The sequence below is a fragment of the Bacillus sp. 2175 genome (genome assembly GCF_057812155.1).
The window spans coordinates 560,628-584,385 of record NZ_CM173819.1 but is presented as its reverse complement, the minus strand read 5'-3'; the positions used below and the strand labels follow the sequence as shown (position 1 = coordinate 584,385).

The following is a 23,758-nucleotide window of genomic DNA, read 5'->3' as shown; positions in this document are numbered from 1 at the left end:
TATAAAAATACATCCATACATCTTAATGTATACAAAATAGATATTTTTGTGATAGGTAAGACATACATTTTCTAAAAGAAATATTTGTTTCAGGGCATAAAAAAAACTATCCAAAAGGATAGTTTCTTACACTTCAATATTTCTTAACATCGTATATATATCGTTATTCACTTTACCAAATGATTTAATATTGTTTTGAATGTTAGATAATAAAACAACGTACACACTACCGTTTTTACTAAATCCATTTAAACAATTCCAACCTGGCATTACACCATGATTCGAATAGCTTCCTGGGTCTACGTACCAGCCAAATCCGTAATCCTTTTTCACGGCTGTAAACATTTGATCGTAACTTGCTTTTGAAATTAACTTTCCAGAGTATAACGCTTCGTTAAATAAATATAAATCATGTGCACTCGTATATATATCACCACAACCATATAGTTGTGACATGCTCGGAATATTAGGTGTTGTCATATTATTATTTACTATTTTATAACCCGTTGATGGGAATCTTGTTTGTTCTAACGCTGTGCCAAAACCAGAATGTTTCATACCCGCAGTAGCAAAAATATGTTGTTTAATATATTCTTCGAGCGACTGTCCACTTACCTTCTCGGCAATGTATGCAAGTACGGAGTAGTTCGAATCGGAATACTTCCATTTCTCTCCTGGACCACCAATACGCTTTTGATTTCCTATCCGCTTTATCAGTTCTTCATGAGAAATATCTTCTTTTCCCTGCTCATATTCGGGAATCCCTGATGTATGTGTTAATAGATGTTTTAGCTGAATACTATTACCTTGTGGGAAATTTGGAATATACTTTGCAACAGTATCTTCTACTTGTAATTTATTCTGATCTTTCAACTGCATAATAGCAGTTGCTACAAACGCCTTTGAAATAGAACCAATATAAAAAGTCGTCTCTGAATTATTCGGTACTTGCTGCTCTTTATTTGCCATACCGTATCCTTTATTCAAAAGAACTTTTCCATTCTTCACAATAACAGCTGTCCCGCTAAAGCCTGCGTTTTTTAAATACTGGTCCAATTGAGCGTTTTCATTAATTTCTTGAGTTGGTCCTTCAGCAGGCTGTTCCGCAACTTGCGCTTGCTTCACTTGTTCTTCCTGCTCTTTTTGTTTTTGCTTCTGTACTTCTTGTTTCTTTTTTTCTTCTTTCTTTTTTAGCTCTTCTTGTTTCTTCATTTCTGCTGCCGCTTTTAAAGTTTCTTCTTTCTTATTATGCGCAACAATTTTTGTATACATGAAATATACAAGTGATAATAGTAAGACGAGAATGATTGTTCTTTTGATGTATACAATCGGCCGACGTACTTTCCCATTCGCATTATTTTTTTCCTGATCCATAATTGCTTTTTTCCCCTTACTCACCAATAATTTAATTCCTCTATTAAAGATTTATTTTAGTAGATTATGGATAATCCATTCTATATCATCCCTACTTTATCACGCACTGCACATATTACCAACCTATATGTACAAAAAAGAAAAAGAAAATTTACAAAAGTAAGATTCCCGTTAAATTATTAACAAAAAAAAGAGGATATCCTCTAAAAAATTGATGTTATCAATCTTTTTGGACATCCTCTTATCTCATTATTTATACGTGTTTTTTCATATCATCGGCAACAGATTCAACATTTGTACCTACGATAACTTGTACACTTGTATTACTTAATTTCATAACACCTTTTGCACCAGCACGTTTTAATGCTGCTTCATTTACTTGACCAGCATCTTTTACTTGTAAGCGTAGACGTGTTGCACAGTTATCAATAACTGTTAAGTTTTCTTTTCCGCCTAAAGCTGCTACGTAAGTTTCACCAATTGAACCTGCAACTGGTGCATCACCATCTTCAACTAACTCATCGTCATCTTCACGACCAGGAGTTTTTAAATCGAACTTCTTAATTAAGAAGTAGAATACTATGAAATAAATTGCTGCGTAAATTAAACCAATACCTGCTAGTAAGACTGGTTTTGTTGCAATACCGAAGTTTAAAGCGTAATCGATTGCACCGGCACTAAATGAGAAACCATCATGAATGCCAAGCGATGTTGTAATGAATAAAGAAAGACCTGTTAATACAGCATGAATACCATATAATACTGGTGATAAGAACATGAATGAGAATTCAATAGGCTCTGTAATACCAGTTAAGAATGAAGTTAATGCTAGACCAGCTAACATACCAGTAACTGCTTTACGCTTTTCTGGTTTAGCAGCTGCAATCATTGCGAAACATGCTGCTGGTAAACCGAACATCATAACTGGGAAGAAACCAGTCATAAACATACCTGCTGTTTTGTCACCTGCAAGGAAACGAGCAATATCACCATTAACAACATTACCTGCTGCATTTGTAAAGTCCCCAAATACAAACCAGAAGTATGTGTTCATTACGTGGTGTAAACCAATTGGGATTAATAAACGGTTTAATAAACCAAATAGTCCTGAACCAATTGCACCTAAATTAACAATTCCATGAGCTAATGCATCAATACCATTTTGAATTGTTGGCCAAATTTGTGCAAATAGAATTCCTAATATCAGCATCACAACTGATGTAACAATTGGAACGAAACGTTTTCCAGCAAAGAAACCTAACCATTCTGGAAGTTTAATCTTATGGAATTTATTATAAAGAAGTCCTGCTATAACACCAACAATAATACCACCTAAGACTTTCATATCTACTTTAGTCGATAATTCAGCAGCCTTAGATACTTGTGTCATTGTATCCGCAAGCTTAGATGGATCTACATTTGCGCTATTACCTATTAAATCTTGGACTTTACCTAATTTACCTTGTAATTCAGCAGTTGAATACCCTTTGCTAAGTGCATCAATACTATTTTTCATAACAAGATAACCAATTGCACCTGCAAGACCTGCTGCACCACTACCATCCACTGAAAGACCGATTGCAATACCAATTGCAAAAATAAGTGCTAAGTTATCAAAAACTGCTGCGCCGGCCTGTGCCATAACAGGAATATCAAATACATCTGGTTGCCCTAAACGAAGCAATAATCCTGCTGCTGGTAGTACTGCAATCGGAAGCATTAAAGCTTTACCAATACGTTGTAAAAACTGCAACATTTTAATTCCCCCTAATCAAATTTATGAAATCGTTATCATTATAAGTACGCTTTAGAAAACGCTTTCTATTACATAACCATAATAACATATAGTTGTATAGATGTGTAGTTTTTATTTCTGAACTTTTTATGGATAAATCTCCTATTTCCAAACTGTTATATAAAAGGAAAATTCTCCTTTTTAAAATACAGAATACTCGAAACGAAAGACCTATTATAGCACATTGAACTTTCGTTTTATCATTCCACTTTTTCATGTTATTATTTATTTCCGAGCATATCGGGAAAAGTAAACTTAGTTAATTCAAAATAGGAGCGTTGGTACTATGCAGTGCATTGAAACAAACAACTTACAACAGTTGTTAGAACAAGTAAAACCATATACGAAAAAAGGAAAACTTGCTACTTATATCCCCGAACTAGGAAATGCAAATCCAGACGATTTAGGGATTGCCATTTTCCATAAAGAAACAGAATATATCCATGCAGGTAACTCACAAACACTATTTACTCTTCAAAGTATTTCCAAAGTAATTACACTTGCCCTTGCCCTTTTAGACCGTGGTGAAGAATATGTATTTTCTAAAGTTGGAATGGAACCAACGGGTGACCCATTTAATTCTATTATTAAGTTAGAAACGACAAGTCCGTCCAAACCCCTTAATCCAATGATAAATGCAGGAGCTTTAGCTATTACAAGCATGTTAGCAGGAAAAGATAACGAGGAAAAAATGGAACGTATTCTTCATTTTGTACGTGAAATAACAGATAATCCTACTATTAATTATTCCTCTAAAGTTGCCGATTCAGAACTAGAGACAGCTTACCTAAACCGTTCACTTTGTTATTATATGAAACAAAACGGAATTATCGATTGTGATATTGAAGAACTTATGGATTTATATACTCGTCAATGCGCAGTTGAAGTAAACTGCATCGATTTAGCACGTATCGGCTTAATTTTTGCAATGGATGGATATGATCCATATAAGAAAAAACAAATCATCCCTAAACATATTACAAAAATTTGCAAAACATTTATGGTCACATGTGGTATGTATAACGAATCTGGTGAATTTGCAATTCGTGTTGGTATTCCTGCAAAAAGTGGTGTAGCCGGTGGTATTTTTGGCTGCGTAAAAGGAGACATGGGAATCGGTATTTTCGGACCAGCTTTAGATGCAAACGGAAATAGTATTGCCGGTTTTAAAATTCTTGAACTTCTTTCTGCTCAAGAAGGTTGGAGCATTTTTTAATCGCGAGTTATCCTGCTATACTAGCAGGATTTTTTATTTCGCCAAAACCTCACTTTTGTCAGTTATCAATCCTCTTACAAAAACAGTGCTGAAAGTTTCTCTATATCATGCATATTTGTTCCCCCCTCCTGAATAATATAGTACAACCTAGCGCTATATGTGGAGGTGTGAAAGATGAAACTAATATTTCAAATGGGAAAACAACCTGTTCTTGAAAAAACAATCCTTCTTTTTATATTGAGTATTGTAGAAAGCTTGAAGTTAAAAGTTGTTTCACTCGACGAAGCTCACCGATACATATTCAATTTAGAAGTACTTGAATTATTAATGGATCGGAACATCGATGATCAAGTACTTGAACTTATTCATTTCGGGATGGGACTTGAAGACATTTATCATGTGCTTCCTGAAGAACTTGAGCATACGATTGAAGAATTAAAGTGGCTTTGCATTCAAGTATTAAGTGAGTACAGTATGCATGAAGAATCCGAACAATTAATTGAAGATATACGGTAAAAAAGCACCTATGTAGGTGCTTTTAATGTTTTTTTAAACTATTTTTATACGCCTCAATATTTACTGGTAGCTCTTCCTCTTCCAAAGTATGTTCATTTACATCTTTATGAATGAACGCACCTTTAGGTGGTTGATGATCATGCCCTTTTTTCTTATGATCAAATGCTTTCCCGCGTCCCATACAAATCCCCCTTTCTTAAAAGAAATCCGTATTAGTATGGAGAAAAGTACGTCGATATATGCAATCTCTTGCTGTATTTCCAAGGAAATACTCGAACCTTGTTTTCTACTCTCCTTACAACAACTGATCGATCCCAATAAGAATTAATAACACTCCTGCGATAACTGTCGCCCATTTCCCTAAGTATTCTGCTAAAAATCGTTTTCCTACATACGCAAAACCACTAATACAAATAAAACTAAACACCCCAGAAATAGTCGCTGTAAGCCAAAGATTTAAATTTGTTACCCCTGCATCAAATCCACCTGCAATATTATTAATAGACAACGCAACTCCTAAAACAATTGCTTCTGAGAAACTAATTGTTTTAGAACCATCAAAATCTGCTTTTTCCGGATCACGTAAAATTCCCATAAGTACATTATCATCTTTAGAACCTGCAGTATTTTTTTGGCCCAAGAAAGGCTGACATAAAATAAACACACCGATTATCCCTAAAAAGATTGCTCCAATCAGATTTGCTGTAAACTCTGAAATAAATAACGCAATCCAGTTTCCAAAAAATCCAGCTAGTAAAGTAAATAAAAATCCAAAGAATGCAATGATAAAATTGTTAAACCACGAAATACGAATTTTACGAATGCCATATGCAATTCCAACACCTGCATTATCTAAATTAGAAGCGATCCCGATTAAAAAAATTGAAAATAAGCCTACCGTACTCATAAATAGTCACCCCTTTTTCTCACTTTTCAATGCATATTATGAAAATGTTGAGCAACTGTGCCTGTCTGTTTCATATACTTGTAATAAATGCTCAATATTTTTTCAACACTAAAAAAGGAGTGCCTACACTATGGCTAATGAAAACCCGAATGATCGGCTTGGCAAATTAATAAAAAAACTTTTAAAAGAACGCGCCTTATCTATGCGCCAACTAGGAATACTTACAAATATTGATCCTGCAACAGTCTCAAGAATTATTAATGGCAAACAACCGCCAAAACAAAAACATCTACAAAAATTTGCAGAATGTCTTCAAGTTCCACCCCAATTGTTATTTGATGAAATGTACCCTGATTCTCCTCACATAAATAAAGAAAAAACAGATATGTACACATCTCTTGATACCATTCAGCAAACGCTGCAATCCTCTAACTTATTCGATTTCGATTACACTACAACTCGCGTAAAACAAGAACTCGAAAATTACGAACGCTATGCCCAGACAACAGAAGGTGAAAAACGTATTCATAACAGTTTCGCAAGCAAATTAGAGCAAATTGATAGTGCAGGTCCTTTTATTGAACAATTAACAGATATGTATCAACAATTTTGCAATGAAACCATTTCAAAAGAAGAACGTGCAGTTCTTGGGAGCGCATTACTTTATTTCATTTTATCGACAGATATTATTCCCGACTATCTCTTTCCAATTGGCTATTTAGATGATGCGATCGCCGTTGAATTAGCAAAAGAGAAATTACTTGAAATAAAACGAAAGACATAGCAAAATAAAGAACTATTTCAGTTGTTTATATTCAACTCTGAAATAGTTCAATAAAAAATCGTACAAGTATACATACTCGTACGATTTTACTATACAAATCTATTTTTTCGTGTGGCACCATTCATATATAAATGCTGTTATCACTTTTGTAAATTCAATTAACTGTTCAACTTCAACTTTCTCATTTACAGAATGTGCTTCTTCTAATGTACCTGGTCCATATATAATCGCTGGAATGTGAAACTCACTAAACCAACCGCCATCAGTTACCGTTGCAGACATATCTAAAATTGCATTTTTTGATAAAATAGACTCGTGTACTGAGCTAAGTTTTTTTACAGCTGCATGTTCCCTATCTACTTCTAATGAAGGGAAAATTTCACCACGATCTACAATCATTGATTCTCCGCCCCACTTAAATTGTGGCGGATTTTCACTTAACCATGGATCGGCAGCTGCTACCTTTCCAATATACTCTTCAATTTCTTTTATTATTTGTTCATGTGTTTCGTTCGGATAGAAGTGCACTGTTATCCATAACTGGCACTCATCCGCAATAAACGCCGCATGCCTTCCCCCCTCAATAACAGCTGGATTAATTGTTGTTGTTCCAGATGGATAGCCTTCATATGTTTTCATGACTGCCCAGTGGCGCTCTAATTCTTGTAAACTTTGCACAATTTTCATCATTTTTTCAATCGCACTCGCTCCGAATAAACGTCCCCCTGCATGGATCATTTGCCTACGTGTTGCATCATGAAACGTTTGCGGGCTTTTCACAGTAATCCATCCAGTAATTACGCCGCCCTGTCCTTGCATATGTAAATCACTCGTATCCACTACGACTGCAAAATCAGCATCATAACCTCGCCTGCAGCATTGAAGCGTGCCAGCTTCTCCAACTTCTTCCCCAATTACGGATTGAAAGATTACATCTCCAGGTAATTCAATGCCAGCTTCTTGTAAAAGCTGAATAGCAAATAGTGCCCCAGCCAATCCCCCTTTCATATCTGCCGCACCACGTCCAACTAACCAACCATCTTTTATAAATGGCTCAAACGGATTCATTTCCCACGCCTCATCTGCTGTCACTTCAGCTACATCCATATGTCCATTAATAATAAGACTTTTATGTGTGTCACTTTCTATCCCTTTTTTCACCCCAACAACGTTCGGATCATTCGGATATACATCCCATTTATCAACACTAAAATTTCGTTTTCTTAAAAACTCTGCAACAAATTCTTGCGCCTCATTTGTGTTTCTCGCCGGCGGTGCTAGTGTTTCAAAACGAATTAAGGTTTTTGTAAGCTCTAGTAACTCATCTTTTCGTAAATCAATCTGTTCTAATAGCTGTGAAACTTCTTGATTCATCGCTAATTCCCCTTTGCATACATAGTATGTTTCCAGCTTTATTTTCACAAAAAAAGAGACTGTTTACAATTTTACAGTCTCCAAATTACTCAATATTATAAACTTTCTACTTTTGTTGTATTGATCTTTTCAATATGCTCTACTTTACGTACCTTATTTCTTGTCGCACGGTAAAACAGTAAACAAACAATCATAAATGGAATTCCACAATATAACGCCATTCTTTGCTCTGGGATAAAAGCCATAGCAACTATAACTGTTATATTTAATGCTAATGCCAGAAGTGGTACGAATGGATATAGCGGTGTTTTAAATTTCAAGTCCTTCACATCTCCGCCCTGCTTAACATATGCCCTTCTAGCTAATAAGTTAGATAAAGCAATAGATGCCCAAACTAATATCGCCCCAAATCCGGCAATAGAAAGTAGCCATAAATAAACTGTATCTTCCGCATAAATACCTGATAGTAATGAAAGACAGCCTACAATCGTGCTTACAATCAATGCATAAATAGGAACACCATTTTTAGATAACTTACCAAAAATCGGACTAATCATTCCTTGATTAGACATAGACCATAGCATACGAGAAGTTGCATATAATCCTGAATTCGCAACGGATAGTACTGCTGTAATAATAACGAAGTTTATAATATCAGCTGCATAAGGAATACCAATTTTATCAAATACAACTACGAATGGACTTTCTATCACTCCTGCTTGCTGCCATGGGAATAATCCTGCAAGAATGAAAATAGATAATACAAAGAACACGAGTATACGCCAAACTGTATTATTAATTGCCTTTGGGATTGTTTTTTCTGGATTTTCACTCTCACCTGCTGCAATACCGACTAGTTCTGTTCCTTGGAAAGAAAAATTAACAGCAATCATCGTAATTAAAATAGCGGATAATCCATTTGGAAACAATCCACCATAATCAGTAAAACTAGAGAACATTGGTGCTGGTTCATTTCCTTTCATATCTAGAAAACCAAACATTGCTGCCCCGCCCAAAATAATAAATGCAATGATTGTAATTACTTTAATACTTGCAAACCAAAATTCAACTTCTGCAAAACTTCTTGAAGATAATGCATTGATAGCAAAGAGAAGCACCGCAAACGCTACACACCAAATCCATGACGGTACATCAGGAAACCATCGTTTCATTAAAATACTAACTGCAATCAGTTCAATACCTATCGTAGCAGACCAGTTTAACCACGACATCCATCCGACTACATAACCCGCTGCAGGGGAAATGTGCTTCGTTGCATACGTTTGATAAGATCCTGCGTCGGGCATCGCAACAGCTAACTCTCCAAGACAGAGCATCGTTAAATACATAACAAACCCTCCAACAAGATACGCTACAATTGCTCCCCCAGGCCCAGCTTCATGAATTGTATATCCAGATCCTAAAAAAAGACCGGTACCAATAACTCCTCCAAGTGCAATCATAAATATGTGCCTGCTTTTCAATTCACGTTTTAAACCTTGGTTTTGATCCATCATATAAATCCCCCCTTTTCCCTTTGGAAACCCATTTCATGTAAGCGTTTTTAAAATCATTCATAATAAAAATGATTATTGAAAAGAGTGAAATACATAGCACTTATTAATCACTACCTGTTATTAAAAGATCATCCCTCACTGTTATTAATAACTTTTTATCAGCAATGGCTTGTCCTTCTACTACTTCTAATGATTCGATATACCCACTGATTCCTACCTTAATTTCTACTTTCTGTTTATCTATTGTTTCAATTAACGCTAATTTCTCCCACTCGTATACGTATGAACTTTCCGCAACAAATAGCTTCTCTACTTTTCCATAACAAGGACTATACACACCTTCTATAACTGTCTTCACTTTATAAATTCCTCCCTCTTATTAATTGACACCAAAACGTTGTATATCCTGTAAAAATTCATATTCTCCCCTCTAGAGATTTCGAATATTATTTATGCAAAATACGTACCAAGTCTCTGATTCATATATTAAATGAGAGTTTCACACAAAAAAGTGTGCACAACCGCAAAATTTTTCTATCATTTGAAAAGTTTTAAGAGAAAAATAGCAAAAAAATTTTGCGATTTTATAAGAATTTTAATAAAATTATAAAAAGTCAGTCTTCATAGGGTGAAATGAGGAGAAGATAATCTATGCGTACAGAAGAAATTAATTTAAAACAGATCGTTGAAATGAATATGCTATATGAAACTTTACTCAATGAGCTCGATATCGGGATTCATATTATTAATGAGGAAAGTAAAACGATTATCTACAACCGCAAAATGATGGAAATTGAATCAATGGAACGCTCAGATGTATTATATAAAAGTCCTTTAGAAGTATTTGCATTTGAAGAAAATAAAAATAGTACTCTTATAGAGGCATTAAAATTAGGAAAAACAAACAAAAATATAAAACAAACGTATTTTAACAATAAAGGACAAGAAATTACAACGATTAACGATACTTTCCCTATAATAGAAAATGGAAAAATTAAAGGCGCTATTGAAATATCAAAAGAAATTAGTCACTTAAAGCAGACGATAAAAATGGGTCCTTCTCGAAAACAAAGCACCAAATTTACCTTTGATCACATAATTGGTGATTCTAAAGCCATTCAATCAATCATTACAGAAGGAAAAAGAGTAATTCGTACATCTTCCTCCATACTTCTAGTAGGAGAAACAGGCACTGGTAAAGAACTATTTGCACAAAGCATCCATAATGAAAGTCAGCGTTCAACAAAACCCTTTATTTCACAAAACTGTGCCGCTATACCTGATACCTTAATGGAAAGCCTACTATTTGGCACAAATCGAGGTGCCTTTACAGGAGCAATAGATAAATCAGGCTTATTCGAAGAAGCGAACGGAGGAACTTTGTTATTAGATGAGATTAATTCATTAAGTCCAGCACTTCAAGCGAAGTTACTGCGAGCTATACAAGAAAAAACAATAAGAAGAATCGGAGGCACACAAGAAAAAGAAATTGACGTTCGTATTATAGCAACTATTAATGAAGATCCTCTTGAAGCTATTACACACAATCGATTACGAGAAGACTTATATTATCGATTAAGCGTCGTTACTTTATGTCTTCCGCCTTTACGTGAACGAAAAGAAGATATTCCGGCTCTTGTTCAGCACTTTATCGAAAAATACAATATTCAATTCGGACTTAGTGTAACAGATGTAGATGTGCATGTAAGAGAGTTTTTATATGCATATGATTGGCCTGGAAACGTAAGAGAATTGGAACATATCATTGAAGGTTCAATGAATTTAGTTGAAGATGAAAACATCATTACAGCGTTTCATCTTCCCACTCGCTTTCGCGAACGAATAAAAAAAGAATTCAATATGCAACCTTTCTTAACTAATAACGATACTGATACGCCTAAAACGTTAAAGCACACAATAGAAGAAATGGAAAAAAACTACATCAATCAAATTCTAAAAGAGTATCACGGGAATATCTCACAAGCTGCAAAATTTTTAGGATTAAGTAGACAAAACTTACAATATCGAATTAAAAAACTGCATTTACACATATGAAATGAAACTTGGATGAGTGGATTGCTAGCCCTAATCAATTCGACTTTTATTGCTTGTTAATGCAGCATAAATCTGCTTTAACATACAAATAAACACTTGGTAAAATATGCTACAATAAACATATAACATACTAGAAAGGAGCGATATATATGAGTAATGATAACAAATTAAAGTTATTACAATACTTAGCCTTCTTCCCTACCATTGTATGTATGATGTTACTAATTGATATAAACGCCTATCCTTATGCAAAGCTATTAGCAACAATTAGTGGCTCCTTTGCAGCTATTATGCTTGCTGCTTTTTGGAATTTGAAGCTACGTATAAAAAACGAGAAATCTTCGTAATACAAAAAAAATCGAGCTACTTAGCCCGATTTTTTTATTTGCCATTAAAACTCAACATTCTCTAAATACAACCCACTTGCCTCAGCAAGACAATTAATTTGATTGCGCTGCTTTTCCTCTAAAATGTTTGGAATTGCTTCAGCGTCTAATTGTCCTAATCCAACTTCAATTAATGCCCCGACAATTTTTCTTACCATATTATGAAGGAAGCCGTTACCACTTACTCTAATTTGTACAAACCCTGCCTCTTCCATCACATCAAGTGTATATACTTCTCGAACCATAGATTTTTTCTTTGATTTCGCATTTGAAAAAGCAGTAAAGTCATGTGAACCAACTAAATGTTTCGCAGCTGCTTTCATGCTTTTCACATTTAATTTTTTATTCACATGCATGCTGTATTTACGCATAAATGGATTTGTATGCTCTTCATTCCAAATTTTATACAGATATGTTTTTGCTTTAGAATTGTAACGAGCATGGAAACGATCATGTACTTCTTCCACATTCGTAATGCTAATATCATTAGGTAAATATTGATTTAAATATTTTTTCACTTTATGTTCCACTAACTTCTCATCACTTTGAAAGTTAGCAACTTGATTCAAAGCATGTACACCAGCGTCTGTTCTACTACAACCAATAATTTCAATTTCTTTTCCGACCATTTCAGATATGACACTTTCGATTTTTCCTTGAATTGTATTATCGTTATTACCGAGACGTTGCCATCCTTTAAAACGTGCGCCATCGTACTGAATTGTTAATTTATAATTATGCATAATATTCTCCTTCATAGAAAATATTCCCTCATACCATGAGGGAATATTAATAAACTTTACTTTCTAACAAGCTTCACTACATTTTCTACGTGAGCTGTATGCGGGAACATATCAACTGGTTGCACATACTCCACTTCATAGCTCTTCATTAATGCTTGTACATCACGCGCTAATGAAGAAGGATTACAAGACACATACACAACTTGTTTCGGCTTCACCTTTAAAATTGTTTCCAGTAATTTATCATCGCAACCTGTACGTGGTGGATCGACAACAATTACATCTGGACGCCATCCTTCTTTTACCCATTTCGGTAACCATTGTTCAGCTTTACCTGCTTCATATTTCGTATTTGTAAATCCGTGACGCTTCGCATTTTTTCTTGCATCTGCAATCGCTTCTGGAATTACATCCATACCACGTACTTCCGCTGCATCATTTGCAAGCCAAAGACCGATTGTACCAACGCCACAATACGCATCTACAATTTTCTCATCGCCTGTTAACGCAGCGGCTTTTTTTGCTTCATTATATAAAACAACGGTTTGCTCTGGATTCAACTGGAAGAACGCACGTGCTGATAATTCAAATGATAAATCACCAAGTGTTTCTTGAATTACTTCTTTTCCAGCTAATTTAAATGTTTTGTCGCCAAAAATAACAGATGTTTTACGCCAGTTTACATTTTGCATAATTGATTTAACCGCTGGCATCTGTTTTTGTACTTCTGCAATAAATTGTTCTTTATTTGGTAATTCTTCTTTTGTTGTAATAAGTGTAACTTGTACTTCACCTGTTTGAACTGCAGTACGTGTTACAATTGTGCGTACTAAACCTTTTTGTTTTTTCTCATTGTAAATAGAAACATTTAATTTTTCTAAAATACGTCTTACAACTTTTGTCGCTTCATTCGTTGCTTTATGTTGAATCATACAGTGAGCGATATCAATTAACTGATGTGAGTTTTGTTTATATAGCCCTGTAATAACCTTTTCGTCTTTACGCCCCACTTGTAATTGACTCTTATTACGATAATGCCATGGATTTTCCATGCCAAGCGTTGGACGAATTTTCTCTTCCATACTATTTTTCATGTACTTCTCAAATGCTTGTACAACGATATCACGCTTTTGATTCAATTGTTCTTTATAATCTAAATGTTGCAGCTGACAACCGCCACACTCCTCATATACTGGACACGGTGCTTTCACACGATGCGGTGAAGCTTTACGAACTTTTTTCACTTTCGCTTCAGCGAAGCCACGCTGAATTTTCGTTGTTTCTGCAACAACTTCTTCTCCTGGTAATGCCCCTGGAATGAAAACAACTTGTCTCTTAAAATAACCAACGCCTTCTCCGTTAATCCCAAGACGTTTAATTGTCACAGGAAACGTTTGACCAACTTCCAACTTACTCTCATGTTGCTTTTGTATCATTATTACACCTCTACTCTATACTTTTCCATAAATATAACGCTGCATAACTGCAGTATGGTTCACACTCTTGTTTCAATTTTTCTAAAAATGCATCATCAGGTTTATCATCTAATTGAAATATACCTTGCACTGCACGCTGAATCCCAATGTCCGCTTTCGGGAACATATTTTTCCGTCCAAGCCCAAACATTAAAAAGTTTTGCACTGTCCATGCACCAATTCCCCTAATTGGCAACAATTGTGCTGAAATGTCTTCTTCCGTCCCATTTTCTATACTCGCTAAATTTAATGTACCACTGACAATACTTCGACCTAATCCTACTATATATTCAGCCTTTCGCTGACTAAACTTCTGCTCTCTCAATTCTTCTATTGAAATATTTGCTACTATTTCCGGAGTGGGGAAAAAGAATACACCGTTCTTCTCTGTTCCATACCGTTTCACAAATTGTTCTGTTAACACAGTAGCAAATTTCAAATTTATTTGTTGGTGAATGATACAGCGAAGCAGACAAGCAAAATAATCAAATTCTAAAATAATTGGAGTATAAGCATATGTTTCAAATAGTGGACGTAATGATGTGTTTAAAAAATGATTTTGTATATCTTGAAACGGTTCATTCCAATGAAAAATGGCTCTCATTCGTTTCATGACTTTCTCTGGATCTCCTGTCTGACTAGAAATCCAAAACTGTGGATTTTGAACAGTACCAATCCCTTGTAAGCGAACAACAACCTGTTCCTCGTCGATACAAAGCGGGATATAAATAACTTTCTCATCTAATTGAATGACGTTAAGAGGATCAAAAGATAAACGTTTTAATACTTCTTCAAAATGATACGGATACTCTAACGTAACATGCTCGCTCCACATACGTTTCCCCATCCTTTTTACACATCATTATAGCATGAGAAAACCGTAAGCATACATGCTTACGGTTGATTGCCTTTTACTAAGTCATCTAGACTTTTAAAATGATACCCTTTCTCGCGCAAATCATCAATGATTTTTGCAAGTGCTTCTGCATTATCTTTTGATATTGCATGAAGTAATAAAATAGATCCTGGATGAATCATCGTCATAACATTATTATGCGCATATTGCCATCCTCTTTGCTGATCCACTTTCCAATCCAAAAATGCAAGTGACCAAAATACATTATAATAGCCCATTTCTTTCGTAAGAGCTAACGTTCTTTCACTAAATACACCGCGCGGAGGACGTACATATTTCACTTCTTTTTGCCCAGTTACTTTTTTAATTTCTTCCGTTACACTCGTTAATTCTTCACGAAGTTTCTCATCATTTACCGCTGTAAAATCAGGATGACTCCAAGAATGGTTTCCAATAATGTGTCCTTCATCCTTCATTCTTAACAATAAATCTTTTTGTGTTTTAATGTAATGCCCCGTTACAAAGAAAGTTGCTGGTACTTTTTTCTCTTTTAATACATCTAATATTTTCCCTGTGTATCCATTCTCATATCCATTATCAAATGTTAAATAAATATCTTTTTTCTTCGTATCTCCTAAATAAAACCCGCCATTTTTTTGTAGTAAATCTGTATATAACTTTCCTGCATCTGGTACTGTTTCATTTTTAGGACGCGGGATTCCCCAGTTATGTGGAGTATTTGTATAAGCCAGTGCTGAAACTGGAACAAGTGCCATCATAATTGAAAAAATGAGACCGATATATAACCATTTATATTTCATAAATAGTCTCCTTTCCATATATAATCGTACTTGTAGTTTCTGTTGCAACGCATTCTTTCATGCTGAACATGTTTTTCTATATATACCAAAAAAATGCATCTCGAATCATTCGAGATGCATTTTTTATTTACTTAAATACTGGCTCTTTAAAGCTAGCTAATTTTTCAAGTGATGTTTTATCAACATCTGCATGTAAGCTATTACCATGAGAGTCCATCGTTACAACTGCTTTAAAACCGTCGATACGTAAATGCCACATTGCTTCTGGAATACCAAATTGTAAGAAATCAACATCTTTCACTTCTTTAATACATTCAGCATAATATTGCGCTGCACCACCGATTGCGTTTAAATATACACCGCCATGTTCTTCTAAAGCCGCTAATGTTTTCGCACCCATACCGCCTTTTCCAATGACAGCGCGAATACCGAATTTCTTCATAATATCGCCTTGGTACGGTTCTTCACGAATACTTGTCGTTGGACCTGCCGCTTTAATTTGCCAATTGTCATTGTCATCTTTCACAACAACTGGACCACAGTGGTAAATAATTTGTCCATTTAAATCTACTGGACAATCATTATCCATTAAATGCTTATGGATTGCGTCACGACCTGTATACATCATGCCATTAATTGTTACAACATCACCAACGCGAAGTTCACGAATTTGCTCTTCTGTAATTGGTGCTTCTAATACAATCTCACGTTGCTCTGTTTTTTCTTGTACTTCATGCTGAAGTGTATCTTCCCCTTCTTGATATAGCCAATCCATAATGTCTCCTGTTTCAGGATGGATTTTCACACCAAGGCGACGATATGCCCAGCAATTATACGCAACAGATACATAGAAACTAGCTGGCAAACGATTATAGACGCCAATTTTACAACCAAGTAAAGTTGTTTCTCCGCCAAATCCCATCGTACCAATGCCAAGCTTGTTCGCATTTTCTAATACGTACTCTTCAAGATGTTGTAACTCTGGTACTGGATTGACATCATCTAATGTACGGAATAATTGATTTTTTGCTAATTCATAACCTGATGTGCGGTCTCCCCCGATACCAACACCAATTACACCAGCGCTACATCCTTGCCCTTGTGCTTGATATACTGCATGAAGAAGGCATTTACGAATCCCTTCTAAATCACGGCCAGCTCGTCCAAGTCCTTCTAGTTCACACGGTAAGCTATATTGAATATTTTTATTCTCACAGCCACCACCTTTTAGGATTAAACGTGCATCAATATAATCTTTTTCCCATTGTTCAAACTTAATCACCGGCGTACCTGGTCCTAAATTATTTCCACTATTATCTCCAAAAAGAGAATCAACAGAATTGGGACGAAGTTTACCATCTTTTGTCGCCCGCTCAAGCGCATTATAGATAGCTTCCTTCAACTTTAATTGATTCACACCAACTGGTGTATAAATTTTAAACGTTGGCATCCCTGTATCTTGGCAAATCGGCGAGATGTTATCATCAGCCATTTTAATATTATTTGTAATTGTGCCAAGTGCCATCGCAGAACGAGTCCCTGCATTTTCTCGCTCTTTCGCTTGTTGAATCGCACGACGAACATCTTTCGGTAAGTTCGTTGACGTTTCAACAATTAGTTGATACATGCTTTCTTGAAGCTTTTCCATTGTTACTTCCCCCTCAATTGTGAACGCTACCAAAACGTTATGAGCTGAAAATTCAATTGTTATGCTCTTTAGCTATTTATTTCACGCTATTAGAGCATAAATGAAATTTTTCACAACTTGATTATACCTCTTTTTCTATCGTCCTTCTATTACCCGAACAGAAAAAGGCTACCAAATTGGAATTGGTAGCCTTTTTAATATATTATTCGTCTTTTTTAAATTGCTCACATTTTAATTCTAATTCATCTAACATTGCAAGAAGACGATCTACATCTTCTAATTCTACTTCTTCGGGTTCAATTGTATCAATTACTTCAATGAACATATTTAAACGTTCTTTTAAATATACTAATTGTGTATCTTTATCTTGAATTGCTTTTCCCATGAAGGCACTCTCCTTTTAATTCGAGTTGCTTTTATTATACCGCAAAAACGATTGCTATGGGCATGAAATTTCATCAATTTTGTCACAGTCATCCACTATAATGTAAGCCCTCTCTCTTTTCATGCTAAAAAGTTTCACTTTATAAAAAGCACATATTCTTCTATTATAGAGAATGGACAAATTGTTATTTCAATAGTCAAAGGAGTATTTCATATGATGATATCACAAAAAATGAAGCCGATTACTCCTTCTTACGATCCATGGGAAGCGTATATGGACCTTGAAGAGTACGGCAAACTACTATTAACAAATGTTGAGTTTACAACGACGACGTTATGCAATATGCGCTGTGAGCATTGCGCTGTTGGTTACACGTTACAGCCGAAAGACCCGAATCCGCTTCCGATGGATCTTTTATTAAAACGATTAGATGAGATTCCTCATTTACGTTCTTTAAGTATTACTGGCGGCGAACCTATGCTTTCAAAAAAATCCGTCGACAACTATGTAACACCACTCTTAAAATATGCCCATGAACGAGGCGTTCGCACTCAAATCAACTCTAACTTAACTATAGATTTAGCACGTTACGAACAGATTATTCCTTATTTAGACGTATTGCATATCTCTCATAACTGGGGAACAATTGATGACTTCGTTGAAGGCGGATTTGCAATGATGGAGCGTAAACCTACTTACGAACAACGTGCAAAATTATTCGAAAGAATGATTACAAATAGTAAGGCTCTATCAGATGCAGGTGTACTTGTATCTGCCGAAACAATGCTAAACAAAAGAACTCTACCACATATTGAACATATTCACCGCCAAATCGTCGAAGAGATGGGCTGTAAACGTCATGAAGTTCATCCAATGTATCCAAGTGACTTCGCGAGTAATCTAGAGATTTTAACAAAAGCTGAAATTCGTGATGCGATTGAGCATTTACTAGAAATTCGCGATGAAAATGTATGGATGTTATTTGGAACTTTACCTTTCTATGCTTGTAGCGATGACGAGCGAGACATTGCCACATTTAAAAAGTTACAAGAGAGCAAAAATGTAACTGTTCGTAACGATCCAGATGGTCGTTCACGCTTAAATGTAAATATTTTTGATGGCAATATTATCGTTACTGATTTTGGTGATGTTCCACTTCTAGGAAACATACAAACAAACACATTACAAGAAGCGTATGAAAAATGGAGCGCTTCAAAAACAGCAAAATCATTAAGCTGTCACTGTCCTGCAGTAAAATGTCTTGGACCAAATGTTCTTGTAAAAAACAGCTACTATCCGACAGAAGATTTCTTATCAAAAACAGCAAATATTACATTATAAAAAAACGTCAGCTTATAAGCTGACGTTTTTTCATGTTATTGCGAGTGGGAAGAAGAAATGAATTTAAAATACAAATAATCATGAATTGGGATAGCAGCACCGATTCCTTGAGAAGTAATATTTTTTACAACAAGCCTTTTTTGATTTCCTTTTAATACAAGGTATACTTCTCCAAATGTTACTTTTCCTTTTTCATTTACTGCTGGTGTATAAGCATATAAATATCCAAGTTGACTCGGACTAATATTATACACACGCTCATGCCCTGTACCATAACCAATAGTCGTTTTAAATGAAAGCGGCAATTGTACTTTTTCAAGTGCTTTGAGAAGCATCATTTTTTTCACATCTGCAGCATCTTTCATATCTGCTGTTAAATCGCCTTCAACCGTCTTTTGTGTTTCTTGCTTATAGCGAAGTGGATATAAACGGTCTCCTCCGCGATTATCATACACATTTCGATTCACTTGTTTATATTCCCAATTAATCGATGTGTCTACTGATTCATAATGTAAAGCCCATTGACCTAAATAAATTTTTGCCCGATACCCTACTGCAAGCGGCGCATTTGAAATTGTCGTTTCATTAAACATCCGAATTAAGTCTGGATTTTCAATTTTAATATTAGCCGTTTTCAATAGCTCTTGAGCAAATTTACTTGGTTGTAAACGTGGCAAATCTTGCGCATCATTTGGAAATGTATTGTCTTTTGAAATATTTAAAACAGATGAAGGCATTTTTGTTCCTACTGTTGTCTTTGCAAAACTCATGTTAGGAAATAATAAAATAAACGAGACCATAGTTGAAAGACATATGCTGTATACTCGTTTCACCTGTCTGGCTCCTTCCTATGTAGGTATATATACTACTTCGTTTATTGTTTTCTCTGAGCGCAATTGTTATGCCTATTTTTCATAATAAATAAAAACCAATTCCCATAATGACATACGCCGCTAGTAAAGTGCCACCTTCAAACCAGTTTGTATCTCCATCATTTGAAATCGCAATCGTTAAGAAAACGGCTGTAATCATAGACACAAGTTCTGGTATAGTAAATACTAAAGGCATCCTTTGCGCGAAGAACATAGATAGCAATACTAATACAGGAGCAACAAACATGGCGATTTGTAATGTAGAGCCTATTGCAATTTCGACTGCAATATTTACTTTATTTTTATAAGCCATAATAATTGCAGACGCATGTTCCGCTGCATTCCCAACAATCGCAACGATAATAACCCCTATAAATAACTCTGACCAACCAAATGACTTTGCAACAGTTTCAAAAGTATGTACGAGTGCCTCTGACACATAAGCTACTGCCAGTGTTGCTATCGCTAAAATAAGGAGCGCCTTCCCTTTTGACCACTCTTGCTCTTCTTCATGCGCTACTTCGTCACTTTTATGTTGATATACACCACGGTGCGTAACTAACTTAAATAGTAATGCAGCAAGGTACATGATAATCATAATAATAGAAACACCTATACTTAATTGATACGTCTTGCCAGCGTCCATCTTCATTGAAAAGATCTCTGGAATAACAAAGGCCACAACAACAGCAAATATTAATAAAGCTGAATTATGCCTTGCATCATATACATTAAAACTTTGTCTTTTGTATTTAAGACCTCCAACAAAGAAAGATAACCCTCCTACCAATAATAAATTTCCAAGTACAGAACCGGTTAAAGAAGCTAACACCACTTCAATTAACCCTGCTTGAAGTGCAAAAATTGAAATGATAAGTTCAACAGCATTACCGAAAGTAGCATTTAATAATCCGCCTATTCTAGGACCAGAAACAATTGCTAAACTCTCTGTTGCTCTCCCCATAAAACCAGCTAATGCGATAATCGTAATACAATACACAGCGAACATAATTGTTTCTGGCCAATGAAGTGTTTTGCCAAGTACAGATAGTGGTACACCTATAAGTGCTACTATAAGAAATATTTTATTAAACATGCTTTTCATCCTTCCATCGTATGTATTTCTCCTCAATATTATTATTATTCTTCTCCTAACTTGTCCGATTTCATCACGATTACGTTTAAAAAATCGACTTAAAGAAAACAGTATGAAAGATATTTAAATTATCTTGTTTAAACAGAGAAAATATAAATTAGGAAAAGAGGTAAAGAATATGCACTTAAAAGAGAAAATTGCAACTATTATTCAAGGACAACGTACTGGTGTATTATCTACAGTACGTAACGAGAAACCTCATAGCGCCTTTATGATGTTTTTCCATGAAGATTTTGTACTATATGTTGCAACAGATCGAAAATCAAAAAAGATAACAGATATCGAAAAAAATCCAAATGTACATGTACTACTTGGACGTGAAGGAAAAAAATTAGATGAAGATTATATTGAAGTTGAAGGGTTAGCTTCAATCGAGGAAGACTCAACATTAAAAAACAAGTTTTGGAATAATAGCTTAAAACGTTGGTTACTCGGTCCTGAAGACCCTAATTACGTATTGATAAAAATCAATCCCGACACAATTTATTACATTGATGGTGCCGGTACGACGGAGCCTGAGTTTTTACGACTATAAAATAAAACAAGCCCCTCCTTAGGTGGGCTTGTTTTGTCGAAAAGTTCTTTTTGAAAAAACAATAAAATAGGTGGAACTTTCTAAAGATTCTGTTATATAATAGCAGTAACTTAAATAAACTGTATTAAAACAGATTGAGAGGAGAAATAAAATTGATGAAGAGAGAAGAACGCAAAAACATGATTGAGTTTATTGAAAAGAAAAAAGGGATTGAGCGTGACGAATTACTGTTTATGACAGACGATGAAGTAGAACATATTTATAATGTAACGTACTTTTTATATGAGGAAATTGCAGAGTAGTATAATAATCCCCACCTTATTAAAAATATAAGGTGGGGATTATTTCGTTATTTAGCCCACTATTTGCAGGCAGTAAAACTCCCACCTTAAAATTCAGGTGGAGCAAGAAGTTAAGTTGAAGTCGCACTTCCTATAAAGCTCAATTGCTTCAACTTTATACATGAGAATCATTTTCATGTATAATACTGTAAGATTGGAGGAATTTTACTATGAGTTCGTGGCTCTTATTTGCACTATTATCAGCAATTGCTGCTGCCCTTGTATCTATTTTTGGAAAGTTTGGTTTAGACGGAATCGATGCAAACGTTGCAACAACAATTCGATCTATTATTATGGCATTATTTATGATAGGCGTTATTATCATACAAGGTAAATTTCAAAATATCGGCGACGTACTGCTAAATAAAAAAGCACTGCTATTTATCACATTAAGTGGGGTTGCAGGTGCTTCGTCATGGCTATTTTATTTTCTTGCCCTCAAAACAGGAAAGGTTTCACAAGTAGCTCCTGTCGATAAATTAAGCGTCGTATTTTCTATCATTCTCGCTATGATTATCCTCGGTGAAAAGTTAAACTTTATGACCGGTGTTGGTGTAGTCTTTATTACAGCTGGTGTATTATTTATTGCTTTCAGCTAAAAAAAACCGCTATTAGCGGTTTTTCTTTTTCTTTATGTACAACCATACAACACATGTAACAACTGCTGAAATTAATAAAATCCATATTCCATAATGATGTAAACTATACTCAACGAAGCGCCACTTCTCGCCTAACTTCCAGCCAAGCCCAATAAAAACACTTATCCAAATAAGCGCACCACCATAAGCGTACAAACAAAAACGCCAAAATGTCAAATTTGATACTCCAGCAAAATATGCCGTTAAATGACGTACTCCCGGTATAAAATAACCAATCATTAAAAGAAATGGCCCATATTTTTCAAATAAAATATGTGTTTTTTCAATGTGATGTTCTTTAATTCTAATTTTCGGCCCATATTTCTTTAAAACAGGGAGCCCAAGTTTTAAACCTAATATGTAGCTTAACGTGATCCCTAACATCGCACCAGCCATCCCACTTAAAAAAGCAGCAGTTCCTGACATAACTCCTTTTGAAACATTATAACCAACAAAGGTCAATAAAAACTCGTCTGGTATCGGTAATCCGACAATCCCACCAGCCAAAGCTATAACAATTCCAAAATAGCCATAATGCGCGATTAACTCGCCAATATGTTGTTCCATTCGGAAGACACATCCTATGCACGATCGTTATTCCACATTGTACCCTTTCTATCTTTAAGGCAAACATGGTATACATATTCACTATACATTGTTTTTATAATGAACTCTACTTCTATTCTTTCCTTTAACAGAGATAAAGTGAAACTTTAATCAGTGGGAGTTTTGTTTATCCTCTACTAATTATTAACCTATGCCAATCTTGCTTCTATAGACATCCCGACTCCCACATAACTTACTTACATTCAACAATTTTGAGATTAGATTCTTACTGCCCGCAAATAACCCGATAAAAAATAAAAATTCATATGCGTGTTTTTTTGTTACAATAAAGGAAAGTTACTTTTCGCAACGGTTTAACTCTCAAGAAAAATGATATATCTAGCAAAAACATAGTTTGGTCTATATAATGCAACTTCTACCTATTAAAAGAACATACACCCTTTTACATACGACATC

25 protein-coding genes and 1 pseudogene are annotated in these 23,758 nt (G+C 35.1%); 9 read left to right on the top strand and 17 right to left on the bottom strand.

From position 1 onward, the window contains the following. Positions 1–126: 126 nt before the first annotated feature. From ACXKY9_RS03210 to ACXKY9_RS03200, 3 genes and pseudogenes are all read right to left on the bottom strand, one after another. A complete protein-coding gene (locus ACXKY9_RS03210; RefSeq protein WP_000371843.1) occupies positions 127–1,374 on the bottom strand; it encodes a serine hydrolase domain-containing protein in 1,248 nt (415 codons plus the stop codon). 253 nt (positions 1,375–1,627) lie between these two features. Further along, entirely contained in the window at positions 1,628–3,130 is a 1,503-nt protein-coding gene (gene nagE / locus ACXKY9_RS03205) for an N-acetylglucosamine-specific PTS transporter subunit IIBC (RefSeq protein WP_000938900.1), read from the bottom strand. 141 nt (positions 3,131–3,271) lie between these two features. After that, positions 3,272–3,386 (bottom strand): annotated as a pseudogene (locus tag ACXKY9_RS03200) (transcriptional regulator). A gap of 69 nt (positions 3,387–3,455) precedes the next feature. Here ACXKY9_RS03200 and glsA point away from each other — a divergent pair. Next, positions 3,456–4,385: a glutaminase A gene (glsA, locus tag ACXKY9_RS03195; RefSeq protein WP_001149850.1), complete on the top strand. Its 930-nt coding sequence runs from the start codon at positions 3,456–3,458 to the stop codon at positions 4,383–4,385. A gap of 174 nt (positions 4,386–4,559) precedes the next feature. After that, on the top strand, positions 4,560–4,901 hold the full coding sequence (locus ACXKY9_RS03190; protein ID WP_000766604.1) for a DUF3969 family protein: 342 nt from the start codon (positions 4,560–4,562) through the stop codon (positions 4,899–4,901). 22 nt (positions 4,902–4,923) lie between these two features. Here ACXKY9_RS03190 and ACXKY9_RS03185 read toward each other — a convergent pair whose 3' ends face one another. Then, positions 4,924–5,082, bottom strand: a complete 159-nt coding sequence (locus ACXKY9_RS03185; RefSeq protein ID WP_000532409.1) for a hypothetical protein — start codon at positions 5,080–5,082, stop codon at positions 4,924–4,926. 114 nt (positions 5,083–5,196) lie between these two features. Then, on the bottom strand, positions 5,197–5,808 hold the full coding sequence (gene ytaF / locus ACXKY9_RS03180) for a sporulation membrane protein YtaF (RefSeq protein ID WP_000108727.1): 612 nt from the start codon (positions 5,806–5,808) through the stop codon (positions 5,197–5,199). Between the two features lie 130 nt (positions 5,809–5,938). On the opposite strand from ytaF, the gene ACXKY9_RS03175 reads away from it, so the two are divergent. Next, on the top strand, positions 5,939–6,592 hold the full coding sequence (locus tag ACXKY9_RS03175) for a DUF1232 domain-containing protein (RefSeq protein WP_001262775.1): 654 nt from the start codon (positions 5,939–5,941) through the stop codon (positions 6,590–6,592). Positions 6,593–6,691: 99 nt separating this feature from the next. Here the strand turns inward: ACXKY9_RS03175 and ACXKY9_RS03170 are convergent, their stop codons facing one another. The 3 genes from ACXKY9_RS03170 to ACXKY9_RS03160 form a co-directional block, all read right to left on the bottom strand. Then, positions 6,692–7,966, bottom strand: coding sequence for an acetylornithine deacetylase (locus tag ACXKY9_RS03170; RefSeq protein ID WP_001071197.1), 1,275 nt, complete (start codon positions 7,964–7,966; stop codon positions 6,692–6,694). Positions 7,967–8,061: 95 nt separating this feature from the next. Then, complete coding sequence (locus ACXKY9_RS03165; protein ID WP_000969238.1) at positions 8,062–9,483, bottom strand: amino acid permease; 1,422 nt, start codon at positions 9,481–9,483, stop codon at positions 8,062–8,064. A 103-nt stretch (positions 9,484–9,586) separates the two neighbouring features. Beyond that, positions 9,587–9,841: a biotin/lipoyl-containing protein gene (locus ACXKY9_RS03160; RefSeq protein ID WP_000859483.1), complete on the bottom strand. Its 255-nt coding sequence runs from the start codon at positions 9,839–9,841 to the stop codon at positions 9,587–9,589. 293 nt (positions 9,842–10,134) lie between these two features. On the opposite strand from ACXKY9_RS03160, the gene ACXKY9_RS03155 reads away from it, so the two are divergent. Then, the gene (locus ACXKY9_RS03155) at positions 10,135–11,538 is read left to right on the top strand and encodes a sigma-54 interaction domain-containing protein (RefSeq protein WP_001258455.1); all 1,404 of its coding nucleotides are present in this window, start codon (positions 10,135–10,137) and stop codon (positions 11,536–11,538) included. 149 nt (positions 11,539–11,687) lie between these two features. Continuing rightward, a complete protein-coding gene (locus ACXKY9_RS03150) occupies positions 11,688–11,885 on the top strand; it encodes a hypothetical protein (RefSeq protein ID WP_000063913.1) in 198 nt (65 codons plus the stop codon). Positions 11,886–11,929: 44 nt separating this feature from the next. On the opposite strand, the gene truA is transcribed toward ACXKY9_RS03150, so the two are convergent. The 6 genes from truA to ACXKY9_RS03120 form a co-directional block, all read right to left on the bottom strand. Beyond that, the gene (gene truA, locus ACXKY9_RS03145) at positions 11,930–12,667 is read right to left on the bottom strand and encodes a tRNA pseudouridine(38-40) synthase TruA (RefSeq protein ID WP_000553118.1); all 738 of its coding nucleotides are present in this window, start codon (positions 12,665–12,667) and stop codon (positions 11,930–11,932) included. A 56-nt stretch (positions 12,668–12,723) separates the two neighbouring features. Next, positions 12,724–14,103, bottom strand: coding sequence for a 23S rRNA (uracil(1939)-C(5))-methyltransferase RlmD (rlmD, locus tag ACXKY9_RS03140; RefSeq protein WP_000615200.1), 1,380 nt, complete (start codon positions 14,101–14,103; stop codon positions 12,724–12,726). A 10-nt stretch (positions 14,104–14,113) separates the two neighbouring features. After that, on the bottom strand, positions 14,114–14,977 hold the full coding sequence (locus ACXKY9_RS03135) for a DNA-3-methyladenine glycosylase family protein (RefSeq protein WP_000269421.1): 864 nt from the start codon (positions 14,975–14,977) through the stop codon (positions 14,114–14,116). Between the two features lie 59 nt (positions 14,978–15,036). Continuing rightward, entirely contained in the window at positions 15,037–15,819 is a 783-nt protein-coding gene (pdaA, locus tag ACXKY9_RS03130; RefSeq protein WP_000875956.1) for a delta-lactam-biosynthetic de-N-acetylase, read from the bottom strand. Positions 15,820–15,946: 127 nt separating this feature from the next. Then, positions 15,947–17,467: a class I fumarate hydratase gene (fumA, locus tag ACXKY9_RS03125; protein ID WP_000413520.1), complete on the bottom strand. Its 1,521-nt coding sequence runs from the start codon at positions 17,465–17,467 to the stop codon at positions 15,947–15,949. A gap of 202 nt (positions 17,468–17,669) precedes the next feature. Next, positions 17,670–17,852, bottom strand: a complete 183-nt coding sequence (locus ACXKY9_RS03120; protein ID WP_000513558.1) for an SE1561 family protein — start codon at positions 17,850–17,852, stop codon at positions 17,670–17,672. Positions 17,853–18,065: 213 nt separating this feature from the next. Here ACXKY9_RS03120 and yfkAB point away from each other — a divergent pair, with 213 nt between their 5' ends. Further along, positions 18,066–19,193, top strand: coding sequence for a radical SAM/CxCxxxxC motif protein YfkAB (gene yfkAB / locus ACXKY9_RS03115; RefSeq protein WP_000973550.1), 1,128 nt, complete (start codon positions 18,066–18,068; stop codon positions 19,191–19,193). 35 nt (positions 19,194–19,228) lie between these two features. Here the strand turns inward: yfkAB and ACXKY9_RS03110 are convergent, their stop codons facing one another. Further along, positions 19,229–20,026: a YfkD famly protein gene (locus tag ACXKY9_RS03110; protein WP_002100706.1), complete on the bottom strand. Its 798-nt coding sequence runs from the start codon at positions 20,024–20,026 to the stop codon at positions 19,229–19,231. 79 nt (positions 20,027–20,105) lie between these two features. Next, positions 20,106–21,161, bottom strand: coding sequence for a calcium/proton exchanger (cax, locus tag ACXKY9_RS03105; protein WP_000482135.1), 1,056 nt, complete (start codon positions 21,159–21,161; stop codon positions 20,106–20,108). A gap of 178 nt (positions 21,162–21,339) precedes the next feature. Here cax and ACXKY9_RS03100 point away from each other — a divergent pair, with 178 nt between their 5' ends. From ACXKY9_RS03100 to ACXKY9_RS03090, 3 genes are all read left to right on the top strand, one after another. Next, positions 21,340–21,756 (top strand): pyridoxamine 5'-phosphate oxidase family protein, encoded by a 417-nt coding sequence (locus tag ACXKY9_RS03100; protein WP_000550211.1) that lies wholly within the window; start codon positions 21,340–21,342, stop codon positions 21,754–21,756. 155 nt (positions 21,757–21,911) lie between these two features. Then, positions 21,912–22,058, top strand: coding sequence for a BH0509 family protein (locus tag ACXKY9_RS03095; RefSeq protein WP_000817786.1), 147 nt, complete (start codon positions 21,912–21,914; stop codon positions 22,056–22,058). A gap of 209 nt (positions 22,059–22,267) precedes the next feature. Then, entirely contained in the window at positions 22,268–22,696 is a 429-nt protein-coding gene (locus ACXKY9_RS03090; RefSeq protein WP_000100296.1) for an EamA family transporter, read from the top strand. Positions 22,697–22,708: 12 nt separating this feature from the next. On the opposite strand, the gene ACXKY9_RS03085 is transcribed toward ACXKY9_RS03090, so the two are convergent. Beyond that, positions 22,709–23,302 carry a DedA family protein gene (locus ACXKY9_RS03085; RefSeq protein ID WP_000434873.1) on the bottom strand — a complete coding sequence of 198 codons (594 nt, stop codon included), beginning with the start codon at positions 23,300–23,302 and terminating at the stop codon, positions 22,709–22,711. Between the last annotated feature and the right edge of the window lie 456 nt (positions 23,303–23,758).